This is a genomic window from Pseudomonas sp. NPDC087817, assembly GCF_044742875.1.
In the GTDB taxonomy this organism is placed as follows: domain Bacteria; phylum Pseudomonadota; class Gammaproteobacteria; order Pseudomonadales; family Pseudomonadaceae; genus Aquipseudomonas.
In genome coordinates this window covers 40675-59205 of sequence record NZ_JBIUVJ010000002.1, presented here as the reverse complement: position 1 = coordinate 59205, position 18531 = coordinate 40675, and the positions used below count along the sequence as shown (strand labels likewise).

The 18531-nt window shown below is 51.9% G+C and carries 12 protein-coding genes; 8 read left to right on the top strand and 4 right to left on the bottom strand.

All coding sequences use genetic code 11. The features are described 5' to 3' along the window. Positions 1-87 precede the first annotated feature (87 nt). Entirely contained in the window at positions 88-1041 is a 954-nt protein-coding gene (locus tag ACIONG_RS02285; protein WP_232248870.1) for a ParA family protein, read from the bottom strand. Positions 1042-1573: 532 nt separating this feature from the next. Here ACIONG_RS02285 and ACIONG_RS02280 point away from each other — a divergent pair. After that, on the top strand, positions 1574-2776 hold the full coding sequence (locus ACIONG_RS02280; protein ID WP_401296435.1) for a hypothetical protein: 1203 nt from the start codon (positions 1574-1576) through the stop codon (positions 2774-2776). Positions 2777-3293: 517 nt separating this feature from the next. Beyond that, positions 3294-5174: a serine/threonine protein kinase gene (locus ACIONG_RS02275; RefSeq protein ID WP_401296433.1), complete on the top strand. Its 1881-nt coding sequence runs from the start codon at positions 3294-3296 to the stop codon at positions 5172-5174. 434 nt (positions 5175-5608) lie between these two features. On the opposite strand, the gene ACIONG_RS02270 is transcribed toward ACIONG_RS02275, so the two are convergent. Beyond that, a complete protein-coding gene (locus ACIONG_RS02270; RefSeq protein WP_401296431.1) occupies positions 5609-6202 on the bottom strand; it encodes a hypothetical protein in 594 nt (197 codons plus the stop codon). Between the two features lie 40 nt (positions 6203-6242). Continuing rightward, the gene (locus tag ACIONG_RS02265) at positions 6243-7073 is read right to left on the bottom strand and encodes a hypothetical protein (RefSeq protein WP_401296429.1); all 831 of its coding nucleotides are present in this window, start codon (positions 7071-7073) and stop codon (positions 6243-6245) included. A 697-nt stretch (positions 7074-7770) separates the two neighbouring features. On the opposite strand from ACIONG_RS02265, the gene ACIONG_RS02260 reads away from it, so the two are divergent. The 6 genes from ACIONG_RS02260 to ACIONG_RS02235 all read left to right on the top strand — a co-directional run bounded on the left by ACIONG_RS02260 (position 7771) and on the right by ACIONG_RS02235 (position 16803). Then, on the top strand, positions 7771-9978 hold the full coding sequence (locus ACIONG_RS02260; protein WP_401296427.1) for a hypothetical protein: 2208 nt from the start codon (positions 7771-7773) through the stop codon (positions 9976-9978). After that, on the top strand, positions 9975-12269 hold the full coding sequence (locus ACIONG_RS02255; protein WP_401296426.1) for a hypothetical protein: 2295 nt from the start codon (positions 9975-9977) through the stop codon (positions 12267-12269). Before ACIONG_RS02260 ends, ACIONG_RS02255 begins: the two co-directional genes overlap by 4 nt. After that, positions 12269-12772, top strand: a complete 504-nt coding sequence (locus tag ACIONG_RS02250) for a hypothetical protein (RefSeq protein WP_401296424.1) — start codon at positions 12269-12271, stop codon at positions 12770-12772. The genes ACIONG_RS02255 and ACIONG_RS02250 overlap by 1 nt, the downstream gene beginning before the upstream one ends. Before the next feature lie 217 nt (positions 12773-12989). Continuing rightward, positions 12990-14156, top strand: coding sequence for a tyrosine-type recombinase/integrase (locus ACIONG_RS02245; RefSeq protein WP_401296422.1), 1167 nt, complete (start codon positions 12990-12992; stop codon positions 14154-14156). Positions 14157-14917: 761 nt separating this feature from the next. Continuing rightward, positions 14918-15529 (top strand): FMN-dependent NADH-azoreductase, encoded by a 612-nt coding sequence (locus ACIONG_RS02240; protein ID WP_129393628.1) that lies wholly within the window; start codon positions 14918-14920, stop codon positions 15527-15529. Positions 15530-15765: 236 nt separating this feature from the next. Then, entirely contained in the window at positions 15766-16803 is a 1038-nt protein-coding gene (locus ACIONG_RS02235) for a dienelactone hydrolase (RefSeq protein WP_103302077.1), read from the top strand. A 129-nt stretch (positions 16804-16932) separates the two neighbouring features. Here ACIONG_RS02235 and ACIONG_RS02230 read toward each other — a convergent pair whose 3' ends face one another. Next, positions 16933-18120: an MFS transporter gene (locus ACIONG_RS02230; protein ID WP_401296419.1), complete on the bottom strand. Its 1188-nt coding sequence runs from the start codon at positions 18118-18120 to the stop codon at positions 16933-16935. Between the last annotated feature and the right edge of the window lie 411 nt (positions 18121-18531).

Here is an 18531-nt window from a genome sequence, read left to right as displayed (position 1 = left end):
GGTGGCATGCAGTGACCCATAAGTCAGCCCGCGCTGATGTAGGTCGGCTGCGGCTAGAAAGCCCTCAGTGTTAGGCCTCCATTGAATCTAGGTAGCCTCCGCCCAGTCGAGCAACTTCTCCAGACCTACTACCTTCATCTCTTGCTCCATCTGATAACTCTCAAAGACCTCACCACCTACTTGAGATAACAGATGTTCGAAGAGCCTGAAATGGTGGTGCTTCTGGTCAAGGTTTTGCCATTCGCTCATGAAGTCACGAGGAAGCGGCGAGCTTGCCGATACGGACTGGGGGATGAAGAAGGGGCAAAACATTTGGCTGGTAACGTCAAAGCCATCCTGGCTGGCTGTGGCAGCGAAATCCATGCACATCAAGCTCGGTCGATGCAGGAGTTGTACGGGGGCCTGGAGGGCGTTGCTCTCGATCAATCGTTGCGTCCCCCAGTTGTCCAAGCTGCTGGCGAATTCTCCCGGAATCACATAGATATCGGGATTGAAGCGCGCTAGGAACCCTTGGGGGTTTGCCTTCAAAGGCTCGTCCCGCTCACTGGCGGTGAAGAATGAGTCTTGGGCGATGCTGTTGCAGACATCAACGATCACCACCTCACCATCCCCGGGCTCATAGGCAAGGATTTCCTCAGGACTGAGCTCTGGGCAGTTGATATTGAGTGGCTTCAGGTCGTAAAAGACGTAGCCGGCCCGGCGACGCGCTTCAGGATATTCGGCGTACAGGAAAGTGCTTTTGAGATGGAGGGACTTTGCGACGGCGGCGAGGTTTCTGGCTAGCGTTGTCTTGCCGACACCCCCTTTGAGATTGGCAACTGCAATAACTAGCCTGCCATTGGGCAAGACGACTCGTGAGCGCTCGTTGCTCGCCAGCTTGGAGCGCACCAACTCAGCTATCCACCCCATGAGAAATGGATCGACTGGCCGCGTTCCGTTAAGCCACCGGCTAATGGTCTCCGGCGCCGTGCGCTTCCCATCTTCACGCAGCGCGCTGACCTTATCGGCCAGGGCCACGCCACTGAGCTGCAGGTAATTCATGGCCCGTTTGAGTAGGACAGCATTCAGCACTTGCTTGATCCTCGGTCAATACTTCTATTAATGCTATTGACCGTAGAACAAGAATGATCTGCTCGCAAATTTCATCGGAAAAATAGTGAGGTGTGCTGGTGCCCAGTTTCCAGGGCTCTCAGCTCACCTCCAGCCTCCTGTTCGGGTGCAGGGTACCGAGCAGATGATGCCAGAAGTCGTGCGCACCGGGACAAGTGCCCCGTCTTCGTTATGAACCTTGGCTGTAGGTGAGCCACCGCCTGTCATAGAGACAATTTATGCAAAACTGCTCCTTTGGAGAGCTGCAGTTGGTCTGCGCTCTGGCAGCAGCACGAGTTCCAGGTGCAGCGGGATTTGGCGATCTGATCGTCCTGGGCTGTCGGGCAAAAGTTCATTGTAGGGGCAGGGCGAAAATGGCTCGTTGCCAAGGTGGCGAAGCGGAAGGTTTTCTCGGATCATCGACTTTGCCCAACTAGATTCTCAGCAGCTGTTCATCCGCGTTCGTACTGACAAGGAAAAGGACATGCAAGGCAACAAGCCAACCGTCATCTATCTCGATAGCTCTGATTATTCGACCCTGACCCGCCCACGGCTGGAGCCCGCGCAGAACCAGCAGTTGGCGGCGCTGAAGGCGCTCAAAAAGCGCGACGACGTGACGTTCGTGTATTCCGGTGCCCACATCGCAGAAATGTCGCCTTTGGAGGAGCAGTACGCCAGCGCAGGCGTGACGCGTACCGCGCTCATGGTTGAGCTTTGTGGGCGTACTACGATGATCTCCTGCGATCGCCTGATGAAGGCCGAACTGGCGCGCCTGGTCGGGCACGATCCTGTGCCTGTGGATGTCCTGGATAGCAATGGTGGCTGGTTCCCGGACATGGGGTCGTTGATTAGTCCTCTCGATGAATTGGACATCCCCGGCGTGATGCAAGCGGAGATGGACAAGCAGCAGATGAACCGCAAGGCGCGCCGGATCTTCCAGAAAAGCGTTTCGAAGAAAGGTGGCTTCAAAAACGACTTTGAAAAGAAGACCGGTGAGACGTTGGACTTCACAGCGCTGCTTCAGAAGGTGCCTATGCGCCCGCGGGATGCGGCGGTTCTAAAGCGGTATGTCCTAGGTACCGCCACACGCGAACAGGCCGACCAGGCGTTCCTGGAAAGCCTGCGAGACCCTACGTTCATGTCCCAGTGGTTCATCCACAACCACCATCAGTTGGGATCGGTTGTCGAATGGCTCAGGAAACCCGCCGAGCAGCTTTTCGCCAGTAGCCAGCAGACGCTCGACGACCTTAACTATCTGATGAGCCAACTGCCGAAGGCTGAACGTGCCGATGCGATGAAAGGGGTCAGGGGGGAGCGTTGGACGAAGCTGAAGAAGCAGGGGATGGTCGACATCGTGAACCGCCTGCTTGAGCTTCTGCTGCCCGATGCCCCTAAGTGTGAAGACGCCTCGCTTATTGAGCGCTACTGTCCAGGCCTTTACGTATGCATCAACGCGTTCTTCGCCTCGCTACAAAAGTCGCTGGGGGAGAATGGACGAGAGCCTAAGGCCAGTGACTTTGTCGACCTGATCCATGCCCTATACATCCCTTACGTCTCCTACTTCCGGGCCGATCGGTACATGTGCGGCGTGTTGCAGCCGCTAGCCGAAGCCTTTGGCACCGAGGTTGTGGCGTCCCCCGTCGCGATTATTGACGCGCTTAAGGGGTGTGAGCACCAAACGGTCTGAGTAATGCAGGTTTCGGGTGTTGTTGATGAGGAAGAGGGGGCTTGGCAAGCGCAGGGTGATTGGTAGGGAAGATTGCTTTCGCGTGCAGGGCTGCTGCTATTACGATCCCTGTCTCGGAATACGTTCTCTTTTGGCGAGTGTCTTGGGTGTTCGGCCAAGGCGTCGCGACGGGTCATAGCAGGGCTATGGCGAGGAGTGGCAAAGCGGGCCGGGCTCCCAAGACGCCGCCAAAAGTGAACAGCTTATTTTCGATATAGGACACTAGGTTCCCAGGAATTAATTCAACGCAGCATTCTGCCAGTGACCGACATCCCAGGGCGGATGTGGTGCAATGGTGCAAGGACTGAGCTCAGCAAAGATCGCACCTGATCACTGGCCAACCTCATCGCGATCTGGGCGGCAGTGTTGGTGTTGATCATCAGGGCTCCGTCGCGCGTCTGAGATCGCGCAAAGCTCGTCGTGAGGCCCAGGCTGAGGTCTGATTGTTGCCAGCGTTGTAGAAAATCGAGGGAGTGATATGGCCGGGGAGAACAGGTCGAAAGTGGTGAAGAACAAGCTAAAGGTGGTGAATGGATGGTCTTACAACACCAGCAAAAAACTCGGCGATGGTGGCAACGGTGATGTCTTTCTCGCAAAGAAGGAAGGGCGGGACGGTGCCCTCAAAGAACTCAGAATTAATATCAAACAACGTGACAAAGCGCATGTGAAAAAACGGATAGACCGTTTCCGCGATGAAGTGGTTGCGCTCGGACAATGTGCGGATATCCCAGGTGTCATCCCTGTGTTTGACGCTGACACGGGCACAGATTCCAAGCAATTACCGTGGTTTGTGATGGGACTGGCCAAGCCTTTATCAAAACAGCTTGGGAAGTCGCCCTTTCTTCATGACGTCGTCCAGGCGATCCACGACATCGCACAGGTGCTTGAAACGATGCATGGGCGCGGGTTTTCCCACCGCGACATCAAGCCTGACAACCTCTTTTTCTACGAAGAACGTTGGACAGTGGGTGATTTTGGCTTGGTGAGTTTTGAGGGTAAGCAGGGGAAAACGCAACCAAACGAGCGCATTGGCCCAATCTACTTCAACGCCCCTGAAATGCTCAACGATGCGATAGAAGCAGACGGTAGGCCGGCGGACGTGTTTTCCCTCGCAAAAACCTTATGGGTACTCGCGACCGGTCAGCGCTTTGCTTTACCTGGCGCATATGATTTGAACCATGAGGCGTTTCGAATAGGAACCTATCTGCCCGCCGCTGAGCGTACTGATCAGCTAGACAGTTTGATAGCCAGCGCTACAGCATTCTCTCCCCAAAAACGTCCGAGCATGGCTCAGATGCGGGTTGAATTGCATGCGTGGTTGAACCCTCAGGAGAAGCCCGAATTGGCGATCAAATTTGACGTAAGCGAGTTTCAAGCGCGAATCGAACAAGAACAGCGCGCGCGAGTTATGGCCTCGAACAGGGAGGTCGTCAGGCGGGAGCAGCTTGCCAAAGCGGCAGCCCGAGTCAAAGGGGAACTTGCGTCGTTCTCTGACAATCTGGTGTTAGCGTTGCAAGAGGCAAACCTCCGAGTTGTCCAGCCTGTGTGGAGCTCTACGGATCATTCGTTAACCATCAGGGGCAGCCTGCCTGGTACCACTGCCTGCGACCTGGTTATCCGGATTGGCGTAGACCTCCAACCACCCAATTTGATGATCAGTGGCCGTATCACCCTCGCATGGACAAAAGCGACAACAGCCCAATTCCTGCTTTGGGAGCATCTTGAGACATTTTTGGATGCAGGGAGCGAAGAACCCCATGCGCTTCGACGGCTTGAGCAGTACGTTGAGGAAGCCGTTGGTGCAGCGGTCGCACAGGCATTCACGATGGTTTTCGCAGAGCGAGAACCCGTTGAAAAAATGGGCAACTACACGTTCCTGGTACTGGACTGTGAGGGCGCTCCGTTGGCGAGAGCGGAGGTAGGGTTAGTTGGCAGCGATGGAGCTTGGTTTAATGGTCTTACGGATCAAGATGGCCGCATTGTGCTAGGCGCTCATCTTCCAATTGCCCCCGTTGCATTTATCGCTCATCCGCAGCATCGCGGCCAGATGCAATGGAGACTTGAATCGGACAACGTAATCCAACTGACGTCGGCACCAGGCATTGGGTCTTTTATCTCCGCTGGCGCCGCAGATTACTGGCCTGAGTTGAATAGCCGATTCGAGCTGATCAACGACGATAGTAATACCTACATGTATGCTGTCGAAGCTGTAATTGACCACGGTGTCTCGCATCCCGGATATATAGCACTTGGCCGCGAGACTCACATCCGTGACAAGCACGGTAAGGCGATTACTGTCTGCCCTCAGGCGTTTCGAGGGAAAGTATTCTTGATCAACGTCAACAGGCTGTATGACTGATCACTCGTGGAGCTAACGAAACTCTGCGAAGTCTCGTAGGGGCTTTCTCGAAAATCAGTAGGTGCCCAGGAGCATCCATCGATGCGAGCTGCTCGGAGAGCGTGACTTTGGCTACATTCAGCACTGCCACAGCCTCCAGTCTTCAGCTTGGGCAGTTTTGGTTGGCGGCAGTGCTGACGTGGGCGGCTCATGCGGCGTTCGGACTATGCCCCCCGAACGTACCGAGTCAGAGAGCTGATTCACGCGACAAATCGGTGCTCCGATCGCGTTCACCGTCAACGTTCGATCCACGTGGACAGCAACTGGATGTTAGCCACCAAAGGCTACTGCTGGAGGAGTACCACGTGATGAGGCATGTATGGTGATCCACATCCGGATGCCCACCGCGGGCAGTGGGCCAACATTGGCAAGCAGGGTAGACGAGAGAAAGGGGGTCAGAACCCAATATCATCATCTAAGAAATCTGGGTCTCGAAGCGTTGGATCGTTCAGATTGCTAGGCTTGGCGTCGGGCCCGAACACTGCTTCGGCTTTCCATTCCTCAGCGAACAGGAACATGTCCCGGGTGAACTCTGTAATACCCAAATCGTTGAGTAGAATGGTTGGGCCATTCTGCCTCAGGATGCGTCCACCACACGCCAGGCTTCCAGCTTTCGAATCAGGAATAAGCTCCGCAGTCCATTCGTCATACATGAATTCGCCGGCAAGATCCTGCCAGGCTTCCTCCAGATCTTCTTTGACTGATTGGACAATCCGGTGGTCATACACAACCATCAGTGTCCCTTTAGACGCATGAAGCAGCTTGACCGGGGAAAGGACACCTTGAACGATGGAGCGCTCGATCAGGTCGATGATGCGAGTGTCCTTAACCTTGTCCCAAAGTACGGCGAACCTTTGTATGCAAATTTCATCCATCAAATTGAGGTGACGATCATTGATCTGTTGAGTGCTGAAAATGGTGAAAGCACCTTCCCCGTTCTCGCCGGGTGGGTCTTCATGTTCGGTGTAAAGAAAGCGTGAATAGATCATGGTTAATTATTCTCGTGATGGCCTGCCCAGCTTTGGGCGATCAGCCTAGAGCCTTCCCAATCGCATAGAAACGTTGTTTGGCAAGGGAAAGACAAAAGGCATTCATTGTTATGAAAGGTCTATAGGGCAACGCTTCGCGACCCCATTTATTGAAAATTCGCGCGAGGGTTCTCAATGCCAACGGTCGTTTGGCGCCTGGAAAAGCGGAAAATATGAATTGCCCAGGTTTTCTTTTGGTGAGTTTGATGTAGTGCTCCATGGCGGCAAGCAATTCAACGGGCAGTCGATTGTATGAATCACTGGGAGTACAGACAGAGTGTAAGTCGCTGACACGCAAACGTATGATATCGGCAGGCTGGAAGCCGGACTTTAAGGCTTGTAGCAATAGTGAGTCTCGCGGAAGATTGAATGTTGCAACGACGGCGGTAATTGACTCGATCTCAGTTGCAGTCAGGATCGTGGTTACGTTCGAGGTGCGTTGGATTACCGGGATGGCATGGTTGTTAACGTGTGGAGGTAAGTCAATGCTGGGGGTGGAGAAGTATTTTAACGACTGAAGATCCAGCGCTGAAACTGCATTTATTACATCAGCAAAAGTACAGCTCGTGTCGTCTCTGGAAGTCAGATAGCGGCCCACAGTTATGATAACGCTTGTGCGGATCTGATTTAGTGCTGGTGAATTGAAGCCACTAGTTTTCAAACTTTCGGCACTCATCGTCATTTGTCGAAGAGATTCATAACCAAAGGCTTTTATAATCAGTCTCCTTGCAGTGAAAGCCGAGACAGCGCAACTACTTGGCCAGACCCGGCGCAAATGAGCTGCGAGTGAGTAAAGGGCGCCAGAATCCTGAGCAAGGTCATTGAAGTCCATAGGAAGTTTCATTATCGGCCCGCCGCATATTAAAAATTCTGACTCATATTGTGAGCGCAGTTTAAAGTGGTAAAGGTGACCTTAGCACCTAAATCAGCCGCGTGGGGGCGGTTATCATTAAGTCCAGTATATTGCGTTGAACAGGGCAGCACGATCAGCCGCTGAGACCGTGGTGGGGGGCTCTAGGTGACCGATTCCTTCATCGTCGTGAAAGCCTGTCGCAGCAATTTCATGAATCACAATCACAAGCCGAAATCGCTATGGATACGGTAACTACCTGAAAATATTGATCTTTATAGATTCCTACTGTTATGGCTATTGACTATCTTTTCAGCGACTCCGCATTTACCCCAATTTGGGGTAACGCTTGATACGCCAGGGAGCCCAGAGGTGAGCCCCTCTGACGTGAGGCGATAGGGCAGCGTTTCGATCCAGGCCAGAAATACCCTGTCATACCCAAATTGGGGTAGACCGCAAATTCAGTATCAGTGATTAAGTCGGCATCATTGTTGATTGGTGCGGAGTGCGTTTATTTGCTCTAGGCGTACCTACGAAAAGTTTGGAAATATATATAGTTATTATTATTGAATATTTAAACGGCTTGTGCTATCGATAGTTATATCTCGATTGAGTGAAGATAATGATCAGAACTGTATCGCACCTGTACTATTCGCGGGTAGTTATAAGCGACCGGCTTATGGCCAAGTGTGCGCGTTTTTTTCCAGCTGTCTGTGATCAAAGCGCGATTAAGCAGGTTTTAGGTTTGTTGGATATGTACCTGGACATCACTGGTCAAAATATTGGTGCGCTCAAAGATCCAAAAACTATTGCAGGCTTCTGGGGGTTTTTAGCAAAAGAAACCGATGCTAACCCTGCCTATTTGCATTTGCTTGTGTCGAAGCTGAGGAAGGTAGCTCATGTAATTGGTCTGGACGTCAGTCAATATCGTGTGCTATGCGGAAAAAAACGTACACATGAAACTGTAGTTTATTATGAATCACTTCCTAAAAGCATAGAGAACTTGACGTTTTATGCAGGTTGGTGGTTGACGTTCGCAAACCAAAAAACAGTTTTTGTGCAGCTGGCAACCGTCTACAGGCAATATGGCAAATCGGTTTCTGATAGTTTCTTTCGGCGGGTGCGGGACTACATAACAAAATATGCCCATACAAGTGCGTTAGCAATTAATCGGCTGACTTCAATGTTTCTTGGTCTGCTAACTGAAGTTTTTAAGGATGGCCAGCAGTTGGAGCTGTTGCAAGATCCTACAGAAATGCACGCATTCTTTGTATATGCGCACGGAATAGAGCAGCAGCGAAGGATAAAGAATCGTCAAGATATGGAGGCTTTCTCGCGTCAGTGGATGGCAATGATGCACATTGTCGAGGAGGTATTCATTGCAAATGAAATACTTCCAGAGAAGCTGTACGACTTTGCGTTTGAGAAGTATGTCCCCATTGAAGCGAATAATCCATTTACCCCGGGTGAAAGCAAAAAGCTCGTAAGCCTCGTAACAAAGCTACCAGCCCATCTTAGCAATGAGGCCGCGGCCAAGAGGCTATACGCGAAAATCAACGAGGATGTTGAAGGTGTGATTTCTGCTTGTGAGGAGGCCCGACGCGAAACTCTTGATCTGTTCCGGCGTCGGCAAGCGGCTGCTGATAACTACGATGATAAAAAATTATTTTGGGCTGCAAGTCCAGAAGAACAACAATACATGGTGTTATGTAAGAGGTGGCGCGATCATCCCTATCCTACAATGAAGGATAAGAAATTCAAAAGCTTTTATGGGGTTTCGAAACCTGATGCCAGCCGGCAATTAGGTCTGCTGAGTAGCGTAACACTGTTGCCGTTTATTTATCTTTTGGTCAATGAAGTGCCAGCGATTACTAAGTCTTGGATTCTAAACCATTTATACAAAGATAAGAATAAGCAGGTGTTCGGCTACAGTGAAGAATCAAACCATGCCGTAGGTATCAAACCTCGGAGAGGGCCAGGTGACTCTGAACAAGTTGTTCGTTTGACGCCAAAAGCAAACAAGCTTTTTGCAGAAATCTATGAGCTTACAGCGGAGGCGAGGGAGTGGCTGGAGGCTCAAGGTGACCAGGCAGCGCAGTATACATTGTTGAGCTCAGCGTCCGGAGTTACCAAGCCGACAAAGCTTGGAAAGCTGTCGGGGATGAGTGGTCAAAAAAACTGTACAAGTATCCTGGCATCAAAGATTTTACAGCGATTTGGTAGTCATGGTAACACTATACTAAAACGCCTCACGATAAACTCAATGCGTTTTACCTCCGCAGTTATTGTGTATTTCAGAACCTCCAGTGTTTATGCAATGTCAGAAGCCTTAGGGCATAAAACCTACAACTCAAAATTGCTCAATCGGTATCTACCAAAGGCGATCAGACGTTATTATCTGGGCAGTTGGATAAGGAACTTTCAAAACGGAATCATATTTGAGGCATTTAAAGAATCACCACTTCTTTTTCTTGCTATGGGAATAAAAACTATAGCAGAAATTGAAGAATTTATTGCGAATCACAAGCTGAAGCCTCTGCCTCCGCAGATGAATTTGAGAAATTGGTTGCCGGCGGATGAGAGGAATTCTAAGCAGGGGCTAACTAAAGGGGTAATTCTGGTAGGCGCGGGTATATCTACGCTAATGGTGAGCATGGATTTCCTTGCGAAACAGTACCAGGCGTCTGATATGGAACTACCGGGGTTTCTTAAAGCTTGGAGACTAAACGCCGAGTACACGCGGCATGCTGTCGAAATCAGTAGAAGCGGTGAGCTTGATTTGGTCGAAGATGAAGTGCTCTCGATCCTGTCAAAAATTGAGGTGTCGGAGCCTTTGGTAAAAATGTTGACTGAGGCCTTAAAGCTCGAAGGAGCGGAACTTCCATGACCACCAGAAAAAAAACGGCACGTAAAGGGCAGGGGGCAAACATAGACGCCGCCGGAGAACCCAAGGTCGACCAGGCTGAATTTAATAAACTGAGCTTTTACGATCAGCGAATCTTGTTGCGCAAACTCAAAAAATCTGGGTCTTTTGGGGACAAAGATCTCGATTTTCCTGATTGGATTATCGGTGGCGCAAATTTTTACTCAACTCTGTGGCCTTGCTGCTTTGGGGTAGGCAATGACACGGTTAGGATTACGGTGGATTTCAACATTGAGCTTTATAATGGAACAATGCTCACCAGTCCAGAAAACGAAACTTTGCTTCAGGGGATTAAGGTGCTCCTGGCTGTACAGGTTCATCCTAGGTTTAATGGAAATAAGAGGCGATCCGGGACTGTTGAAGCGACAGAGTTTCGGTATGGGATGCAATTTGTCGATCATTTGTTGATGAATGGCGAGCGCCTACAACTGGCTAGCACGGGTTTTAATCTCATCAGGTCAATAGATCTTTTTGACTACATGGTTAAAAAGACAGGGAATCCTGTTTCTACATGTTTATATGACTACCCAACAAAGCTAAGTAGCTTTTTGAGTTGTGTGGCGCAGGAGGTTTCTGATAGTCAAATTGAGTTGGCGTTAAGGAGTTTTGAAGGTCTAATGGAACTACCTTCATCAGAAGATAGGGTGTTGGTTTTGACCGATGATGAGCTTATTCGTGCGCGTGCTTATATTGTGCTGAATAAGCTTTTCAGTCGGCAATTTGGCTTGGTTAAATATAACTCCACTAGCTTTTTAAAGGCGTTGTATGTAAATACCTTGGCTGGGCGTGATCTCACCCCGAAAACGTTCATTGAGTTGAATGAGGGGGAGTCCTGGAGAAGTGAATATCCAGCAGTGCCTGTACGCAATGAGTCCAAGAGACCACCATCGAAGCGGGCAGTCACCAGACACCTCAAAGTCATTCTTCGTCTCAGACTGGTACAGGAGTTGGTTCCGGGCTTGAAGTTTAATCCGGACGTGCTCAAGGATATCAACCTAGAGGTCATAAGTAAGAGGGCTGTGTATCAGCCGGTGGGACGATATCGCTCAGTGCCAGGAGAGGTTGTGTTTGGTCTCATTCATGATGCCTATGAGTACATTCTTTCCGTCAAAGACAGGGTGGTGGACAATGTTATAGAACTGGCCGTAAAGAACGTCCTGGATTATCAGTTTGAGCACCTTAATCTTAACTCCAATGATGCCCTTTCTGTAAGCAATATGCTGGCACTTTCAGGAAGTAATTTTAGCCATTGGCTCAATCCATTCTCTAGGCAAGATGACGAGTGTTACACTTTCTTGCGTGAAGGTAAGTCTTTATTTGACGCATATACCGTGTTAATGGGCGCCTATCTATCGATCATCGGCGCGTTGACCGCTCGACGGCAAACGGAGTTGTTAACGCTGTCGGCAGAAACGTGCTTGGTACCCAATTCAAATCCTTACTTGGCTGCAAATTTTGATACCGAATACGATATTGGTTTCATGGCGGCGAAGACAGGGAATCGTCGTGATAAAGAGTTTCTCACGGTTCCAATCCCGTCATTGGTGGCCAGGCTGTTGTGGGATCTGAAATGTTTGCACCAAAGATTCGTGGCATCTGGTCTGGTTCCTGCAAGCGCACCTTTACTTTGTTATGTCAGTCCTATGGACTTGTCGGTAACACCGATGAGTCCAACTACATATAATTGGTGTATATCCCAGTTCAGTGATTATTCGCAGGCCCCAACTGTTGTTATCGACGGTAAAATTCACAGGTTTTACGTACGGCAACATCAACTCCGACGTTTTTTTGCAACAGCCTTTTTCTCCTGTGCAGGTTTTAAAGATCTGGATGCGCTTCGTGCATTTTTAGGGCATAGCGATATTCAGCATCTGTATTCTTATATTTTGGAGGTCACTCCTGGCTCTATGTTGCAAAGCGTTCAGGCACAAACCTTGACTGAGGCAGTGTTGACGGGTAACTCATCGATCGAAAACATTAACATTATCAAAAAATATTTGTGTGAGATTAATGGCTTTCACGATTTGAGTGTTCGAACGCTTCCGTCGCTACGAGCCGTATTGAACCGGGCGGCGATGGCAGATAGTGAGGTAGACGACGATGCCATACCTAAACTGCTTGAGCAAGATGTCTATTCGGATCTGAACTATCTTCTGAGCGTGAAACTAATTGACCTGCAGCCCGAATTTGTTCGGGTGGAGAGGAGTGATGGTGTTCAGCAGGATGTTCATCTCGTCGTTAGGATAAATATATAGTGAGCAGACGATCGCGAGCGACCAGAGAGTCCGTAATAAATCTTATAAAGCTTTTGGATGCGGCGCTGGCTACCCCTGTTGAGTACGTCAGTATTCCAGGGTTCCGCATGGCGGTCACTTCTCAGTTGAAATTGGCAGCATTTGACGATCCAGAGCATGGCGTTTTTGGTTCTAGCTTGAATACTTTCAAGAAGATTTGCGCTGAATTGGGGGAGGGGTTTGAGGGCGTAGAGAATTTGAGAACCAAACTGGATTATGCATTTTCTAAGCTTAAGAAAGATAGGCGAAAACCAGGCTCAAGACGTTCGCTACAGGATGAGAAACAGAAATTGCTTACAGAGCGTGCATCCCAGGACGTTGATCTTCATCGTTTTACATTAGTGGTGACAGATCTATTAGCGCTGTGCTCTGAACTGGTCACCTTGGATTTGGTGGATCGTGAGCAATATTATCTGCTGGAAATAAAGCGAATTATGAAAATGCTAGGTACTAGGAGATTGTAAATTGACGAACTATCAACTCCACCGACCTCTGCCCAAGAATTCGACTTTACATGATGGGCTGACATATGATGTTAGCGAGCGAGATAGTTCTGGTATACCTTGTGTCTACTGGTCTAGCGGTGAGTATTGCTTTGAGGTCAATGCTTACATCCTTGAAAAGTGGCGCCGGAGTAAAACTTCTCTACTGAATAATGGAGGGTCACTCAGGCAATACTGTATGCAGCTGAGTCCTTTAATCAGATTTTTAGAGAGGAACAGGCTTGGTTTTTTGCAGCTTACTGACGCCTACTTCACCATGTTTATCAAAGGCCTCACGGCGATCCCCGAAAAACGCCATGAGCCAGCAATGGTCGCAGATTCGGCCAGGGCTATCGGGTCAGTCTGCATTGATTGTATATGCTATGTGGCCACGCTTTATAATTATCCGAACTTTGTGGGCAAAAAAGGGGTCGTAAAAGCGTATAAGGTAGAGCCTCATATGCGCAAAAAGATGCCCGCTCGATATAGGAAAATTGTTTGGTATCATCCCTCGTTTCCAGTATCTAGTGGTGACCGGCGCAGATTTCCTATCACGCCCAGCGCTATCAGCGCATTGAAGGCAGCTGCTAGGAGATTACCTACTTTCTTGGCGTCACGAGCTAAAACGATGATAGACGTGCTTGCGCACACTGGCTGCAGGCGTAGCGAAGCTGCAAGGATTCAAGTTCCAGATATTATGAGGGCTTATCGATCTGAGTTATCTCACCCTCTGGTGAGGGTTCCATCTGCAAAAGGTGATAACACCTTTCGCTATGTTCCAGTCCCGCATGTGGTAATTAAAACATGGGTTGAGAATTACATTGAAGGTGCTCGATTTGATTTGATTCGAAATTTGAAGGGTACGGCTAAATATTCCAACTTTGAGGAGCATGGTTTCTTGTTTGTAGGCTCAGTGGATGGTAGTCCTTTGGCAATTAACACCGTCACCAATGTGGTTTCCGACCTTAAAAAGGCATCTGGTATTTCTGAGCGGTCGCATCCTCACATGTTTAGGCATCGTTTCATAACGGAGAAATTCAAAGAGTTGATCGTGCACTATGACCTGCAAAACACCGATGTCATGCGCAGGGCAATTGCGAACTCTGATGTTATTAAGCGTGTCTTACAGGAGTGGACTGGGCACAAAGTCACCGAAAGCCTGGATCGCTACATCCACCTGGCGTTCAACGAGCTGGCTCGCATGGAAACTGTTGTCAGCGACGTCTTAGCTGATGCCAGTCTCAAAGCACTTTCGACCGTTCTCTCTGACTATGAGCAAGAGTTTCGAGCCGGTGTTATTTCGGCGGTCGAGCAAGAGGAGAAATCGGTTCAGGTCGTTTTGGATTATGTGCGCACGCGCAAATGACCCACCTTTCGGGGGCGTTGGCAGGGATCACTGGGAAGGGGCACTGGCAGTCATGAGCACGGATTTCGTGCGATGCCGTTTCGTTGCGGATGGGCTTTACCGGCGCATGGGGGCATTCTGAGCCCGGTTAAGATCCTCTCTGGGCACGTGCCATCTTTGCTTGGTAATGCTGCTTTGGGGAGTTCTACAGCCTTCGTGGTTGCCATGGGGCAATTAGGGGCATCAGGGCTCATCACGTGCCTAAGGTGTGTCACATGGCTCTGTAGGTTCGGTAGCGGGTGGGGCAGAACTGAATGGCGTGGTCGGCTTCGGGTAATCCTGAAACAGATCATTGAGACTGACTGGGTGGTTTCGGTGGTTCGAGGTTTTCAGGGGGGCAGCGGTTCTTTGGGGTTTGCAGAGGTAGGACATCCAGTATCTGGATTGATGTTTCGGGCTCAGATGGTTCAGGGTAAACAGGCTACGGCTCCATGGGATGATCAGAGCATGAAGGCATGGTGTGTCAGAGAGATCAGCTCAGGGTCACTCCCCATCAGAAGAGATTGATGACTATTGGTTAAGGGAGGGAGGTGTGGTTTTGATCAAAAAAGGGGGGGTAAGTGGTTCGGCTAGGAAAACGTTGAGGTCTTGCATGGTTTAAATCCAACTGTTCTATCAGTGGGACAAACTATCGCATTGTCGCCGTCTAATCATCCATTGGTTTCTTGCGTAGGATTCTCTCCATTCCGTCGCCACCGGCGATTCATTCCAGGAGATTCCACATGAAACTGCTGCATATCGATTCGAGCATTCTGGGCGACAACTCGGCTTCCCGTCAGTTGAGCAGCCAAGTCGTCAAAGCCTGGCAAGCTGCTGAGCCAAGCGCCGTGGTGACTTACCGCGATCTGGCGGCTGACGCCATCAGTCACTTCTCTTCGACCACGCTGGTCGCCGCCGGCACCACCGCTGAGCTGCGTAACGCCGCGCAACAGCACGAAGCCGAGCTGAGCGCGTCGACCCTGGCCGAGTTCATCGCTGCTGACGCTGTGGTGATTGCTGCGCCGATGTACAACTTCACTGTACCGACCCAACTCAAGGCGTGGATCGACCGTGTGGCCGTTGCCGGTCAGACCTTCCGTTACACCGAAGCCGGCCCTGAAGGCCTGTGCGGTGGTAAGAAAGTGGTGATCGTTTCCACCTCCGGCGGTATCCACGCCGGTCAGGCCAGCGGCATCGCCCACGAAGAATACTTGAAGCTGGTATTGGGCTTCCTCGGCATCACCGACATCGAAATCGTCCGTGCCGAAGGTCTGGCGTATGGTGACGAAGTGCGCAACAACGCCATGACCGCAGCTCAAGCGAAGATCAGCGAGCAATTGTTCGCCGCCGCGTAAGGCTTGCGTAAAGAACAGCTGAGGTTCAGGTAATACCCAAAAAACTCTGTATTCTGGTTCTGCAAGGGCCGAATACGGAGTTTTTTGTTTCTGACTGTTACATAATCTGGCCCGGGTTATGCAGTCAAACGATCAACGTCTGAGTGCAGTGTCGTAACGGAGCGCTGAATCCCCGGCGTTCCGGCCTGACAACGCAACGGATCTTTCGATTGAGTAACAACAGGGTGGGGCATCCCATGATGCGTCTTTGTGCAACGTTACTGATTTGCCTGCTCGGCAGCCTGAATTCAGTGCAGGCTGCGCCGGGGCGACACCCTGTCTGGAGCGTCGGTTATCACGAGATGACCTTCCTCGATCCGCTCGACCTGCAACCGATGCGCGCCATCGCGTTCTACCCCTCCAGCGACCGTGAGCACATGAGCCTGCTCGAAGGCTATTCGGTCGAAGCCGGTGAAGACACCAAAGTCGCCATGGGCCGCTTTCCAATGCTGATGCTGTCCCATGGCAACACCGGCACACCGCTGGCGCTGCACGACCTCGCCACATCGCTGGCGCGCAAAGGTTTTGTCGTGGTGGCGGTGATTCACCCCGGCGACAACTCCAAAGACCACAGCCGTCTCGGCACCCTGAGCAATCTCTACGGCCGACCCATCCAGATTTCCGAAGCGATTACCGCGACCCTCGGCGATCGCATGCTGGCGCCGTTCGTCAATGCTGATCAGGTTGGCGTGATCGGCTATTCGGCGGGTGGCGAGACGGCGCTGATTCTGTCCGGCGCGCAACCGGATCTGGATCGCCTGCGCCGCTATTGCCAGGAACGTCCAGACGACCGCGACGCCTGCAACACCCAGGGCGAACTGATCGTTGATCGCGATGACCTGCAGCCGGTGGCCGATCCGCGCGTGCACGCGTTGTTGCTGATGGCGCCGTTGAGCCTGAAATTTGGTCGTCACACCCTGGCCGATGTGCATGTGCCGGTGCTGCTCTACAGCGGCGACGGCGACAAACTCGTCGCGTTCGACAAAAATGCTGCCGCACTGGCGCGCAAACTGCCCACCGCACCGGACTTCAAGTTACTGGCCGGGGCAGGGCACTTCGTGTTCATGGCGCCGTGCACCGAAGAGCAGATTCTTGCGATGCCGGCATTGTGCACCGACGCCGATGGCGTCGATCGCGAAGACATCCATCGCAATCTGATCTCCGAAGCGGGGCGGTTCTTTGCACATGCACTGGGCAAACCGACGCGGGCTGGCATGCAGACCGCCGATCAATAACCTGATCCCACCGCAGAACCCTTGTGGGAGCGAGCCTGCTCGCGAAGGCGGTGAATCAGTCAGCACGTGTATCGACTGAAGCTACGCCTTCGCGAGCAGGCTCGCTCCCACAGGTTTTAGACCGAAGATTCAAGCCATCGCGCGGCGCTTGAGCAGCAAGGTCAGCCCCAGCCCGGTGACCGAAAGCATCGCCGCGCAAAAGAAAATCCACGAATAGCCCAGGTTCAACGCCACTGCGCCCATCAACGGGCCGGCCACCGCCAGCGCCAGATCGAAGAACACGGCATAAGCGCTCAACCCCGCGCCACGGCTGGAGCTGGGCACTTGCTTGATCGCTTCGACGCCGAGCGCCGGATACACCAGCGACAGGCCAAATCCGGCCAGACCCGCACCGATCAGCGCATACGCGGTGGAAGGCGCCAGCCACAACATTGTCAGCCCGACGGTTTCGACGGTCATGCAGGCAATTGCCGAGCTGAACCCGCCGAATCGCGCAATCGCAGAAATGAACATCAGGCGTGAAAGGATGAAGCACACGCCGAACACCGTCAGGCAGTACGCCGCGCCGGTCCAGCCGCGATTGAGGTAATACAGGGTGATGAACGTGGTCAGCGTGCCGTAACCGATCGACGCCAGGCTCAGACTGGCGCCAAACGGTGCGATCCGGCCGAACACCGCCCAAAACGGCAAGCGTTCACCGCGCACCACGGGTACCGACGGTTTATTGCGGATGAGCATCAGCGCCATGGTCGCCAATGCTGTCAGCGCAATCCCCAGACTGGCAAAACCGTAGTCGGCGACCATTACCACGCCCAGCGGCGCACCAATCGCAATCGCGCCATACGAGGCGATGCCATTCCAGCCGATGGAGCGCGCCGTGTGTTCAGCGCCGACCTGACCCATGCACCAACTGATGGTGCCGACACCGATCAGGCCCTGAGCGATGCCAAGCAGCAAACGCCCGGCGATCAGTATCAACAGGCTGGTCAGCGGGAAGCTTTGCAACAGCGTGGAAATCAGCGTCAGCACACCGCTAAGCACGATCCCCAGCAAGCCATAAACAATCGCCCGTTTGGTGCCGATGGTGTCCGACATGCGCCCGGCCATCGGTCGGCTGAGCAGGGTGGCCAGATACTGCGAGCCGATGACCAGTCCGGCAATGATCGCGCTGAAACCCAACTGTTCATGCACGTAACCGGGCAACACGGCAATCGGCAGGCCGATGCAGAGGAAGGCTATAAAGGTATAAAAAACGATGGAGACGATCTGCAGGGTGATCGCCATGGAGCTTTGCGGTGGCTGTTGCTGCGCAGACATGAGAACTCGTTCGCGGGCGGCGGTAGGAGAGCTCGCATCATGGCTTGGGTCTGAATCAAAAGAAAGCAGGCTAACTATTTTCCTGAAAAGTGACCGATCGTTCCCACGCTCTGCGTGGTAACGCCGCCACGGACGCTCCGCGTCCCGCTCGTGTGACGCAGAGCGTCACGGGATGCATTCCCACGCAGAGCGTGGGAACGATCAGCGCTTTAAAATGCAAAAGCCCCGTCACGTGGACAGGGCTTTCAGATTGCAGCAGCGTTTTAGAACACTACGCCTTGGCTACGCAGGTAGTCGTCGTAGGTGCCGCTGAAGTCGGTCACGCCGTTCGGGCTCAGCTCGATGATGCGCGTGGCCAGGGACGATACGAACTCACGGTCGTGGCTGACGAAGATCAGCGTGCCCGGGTAG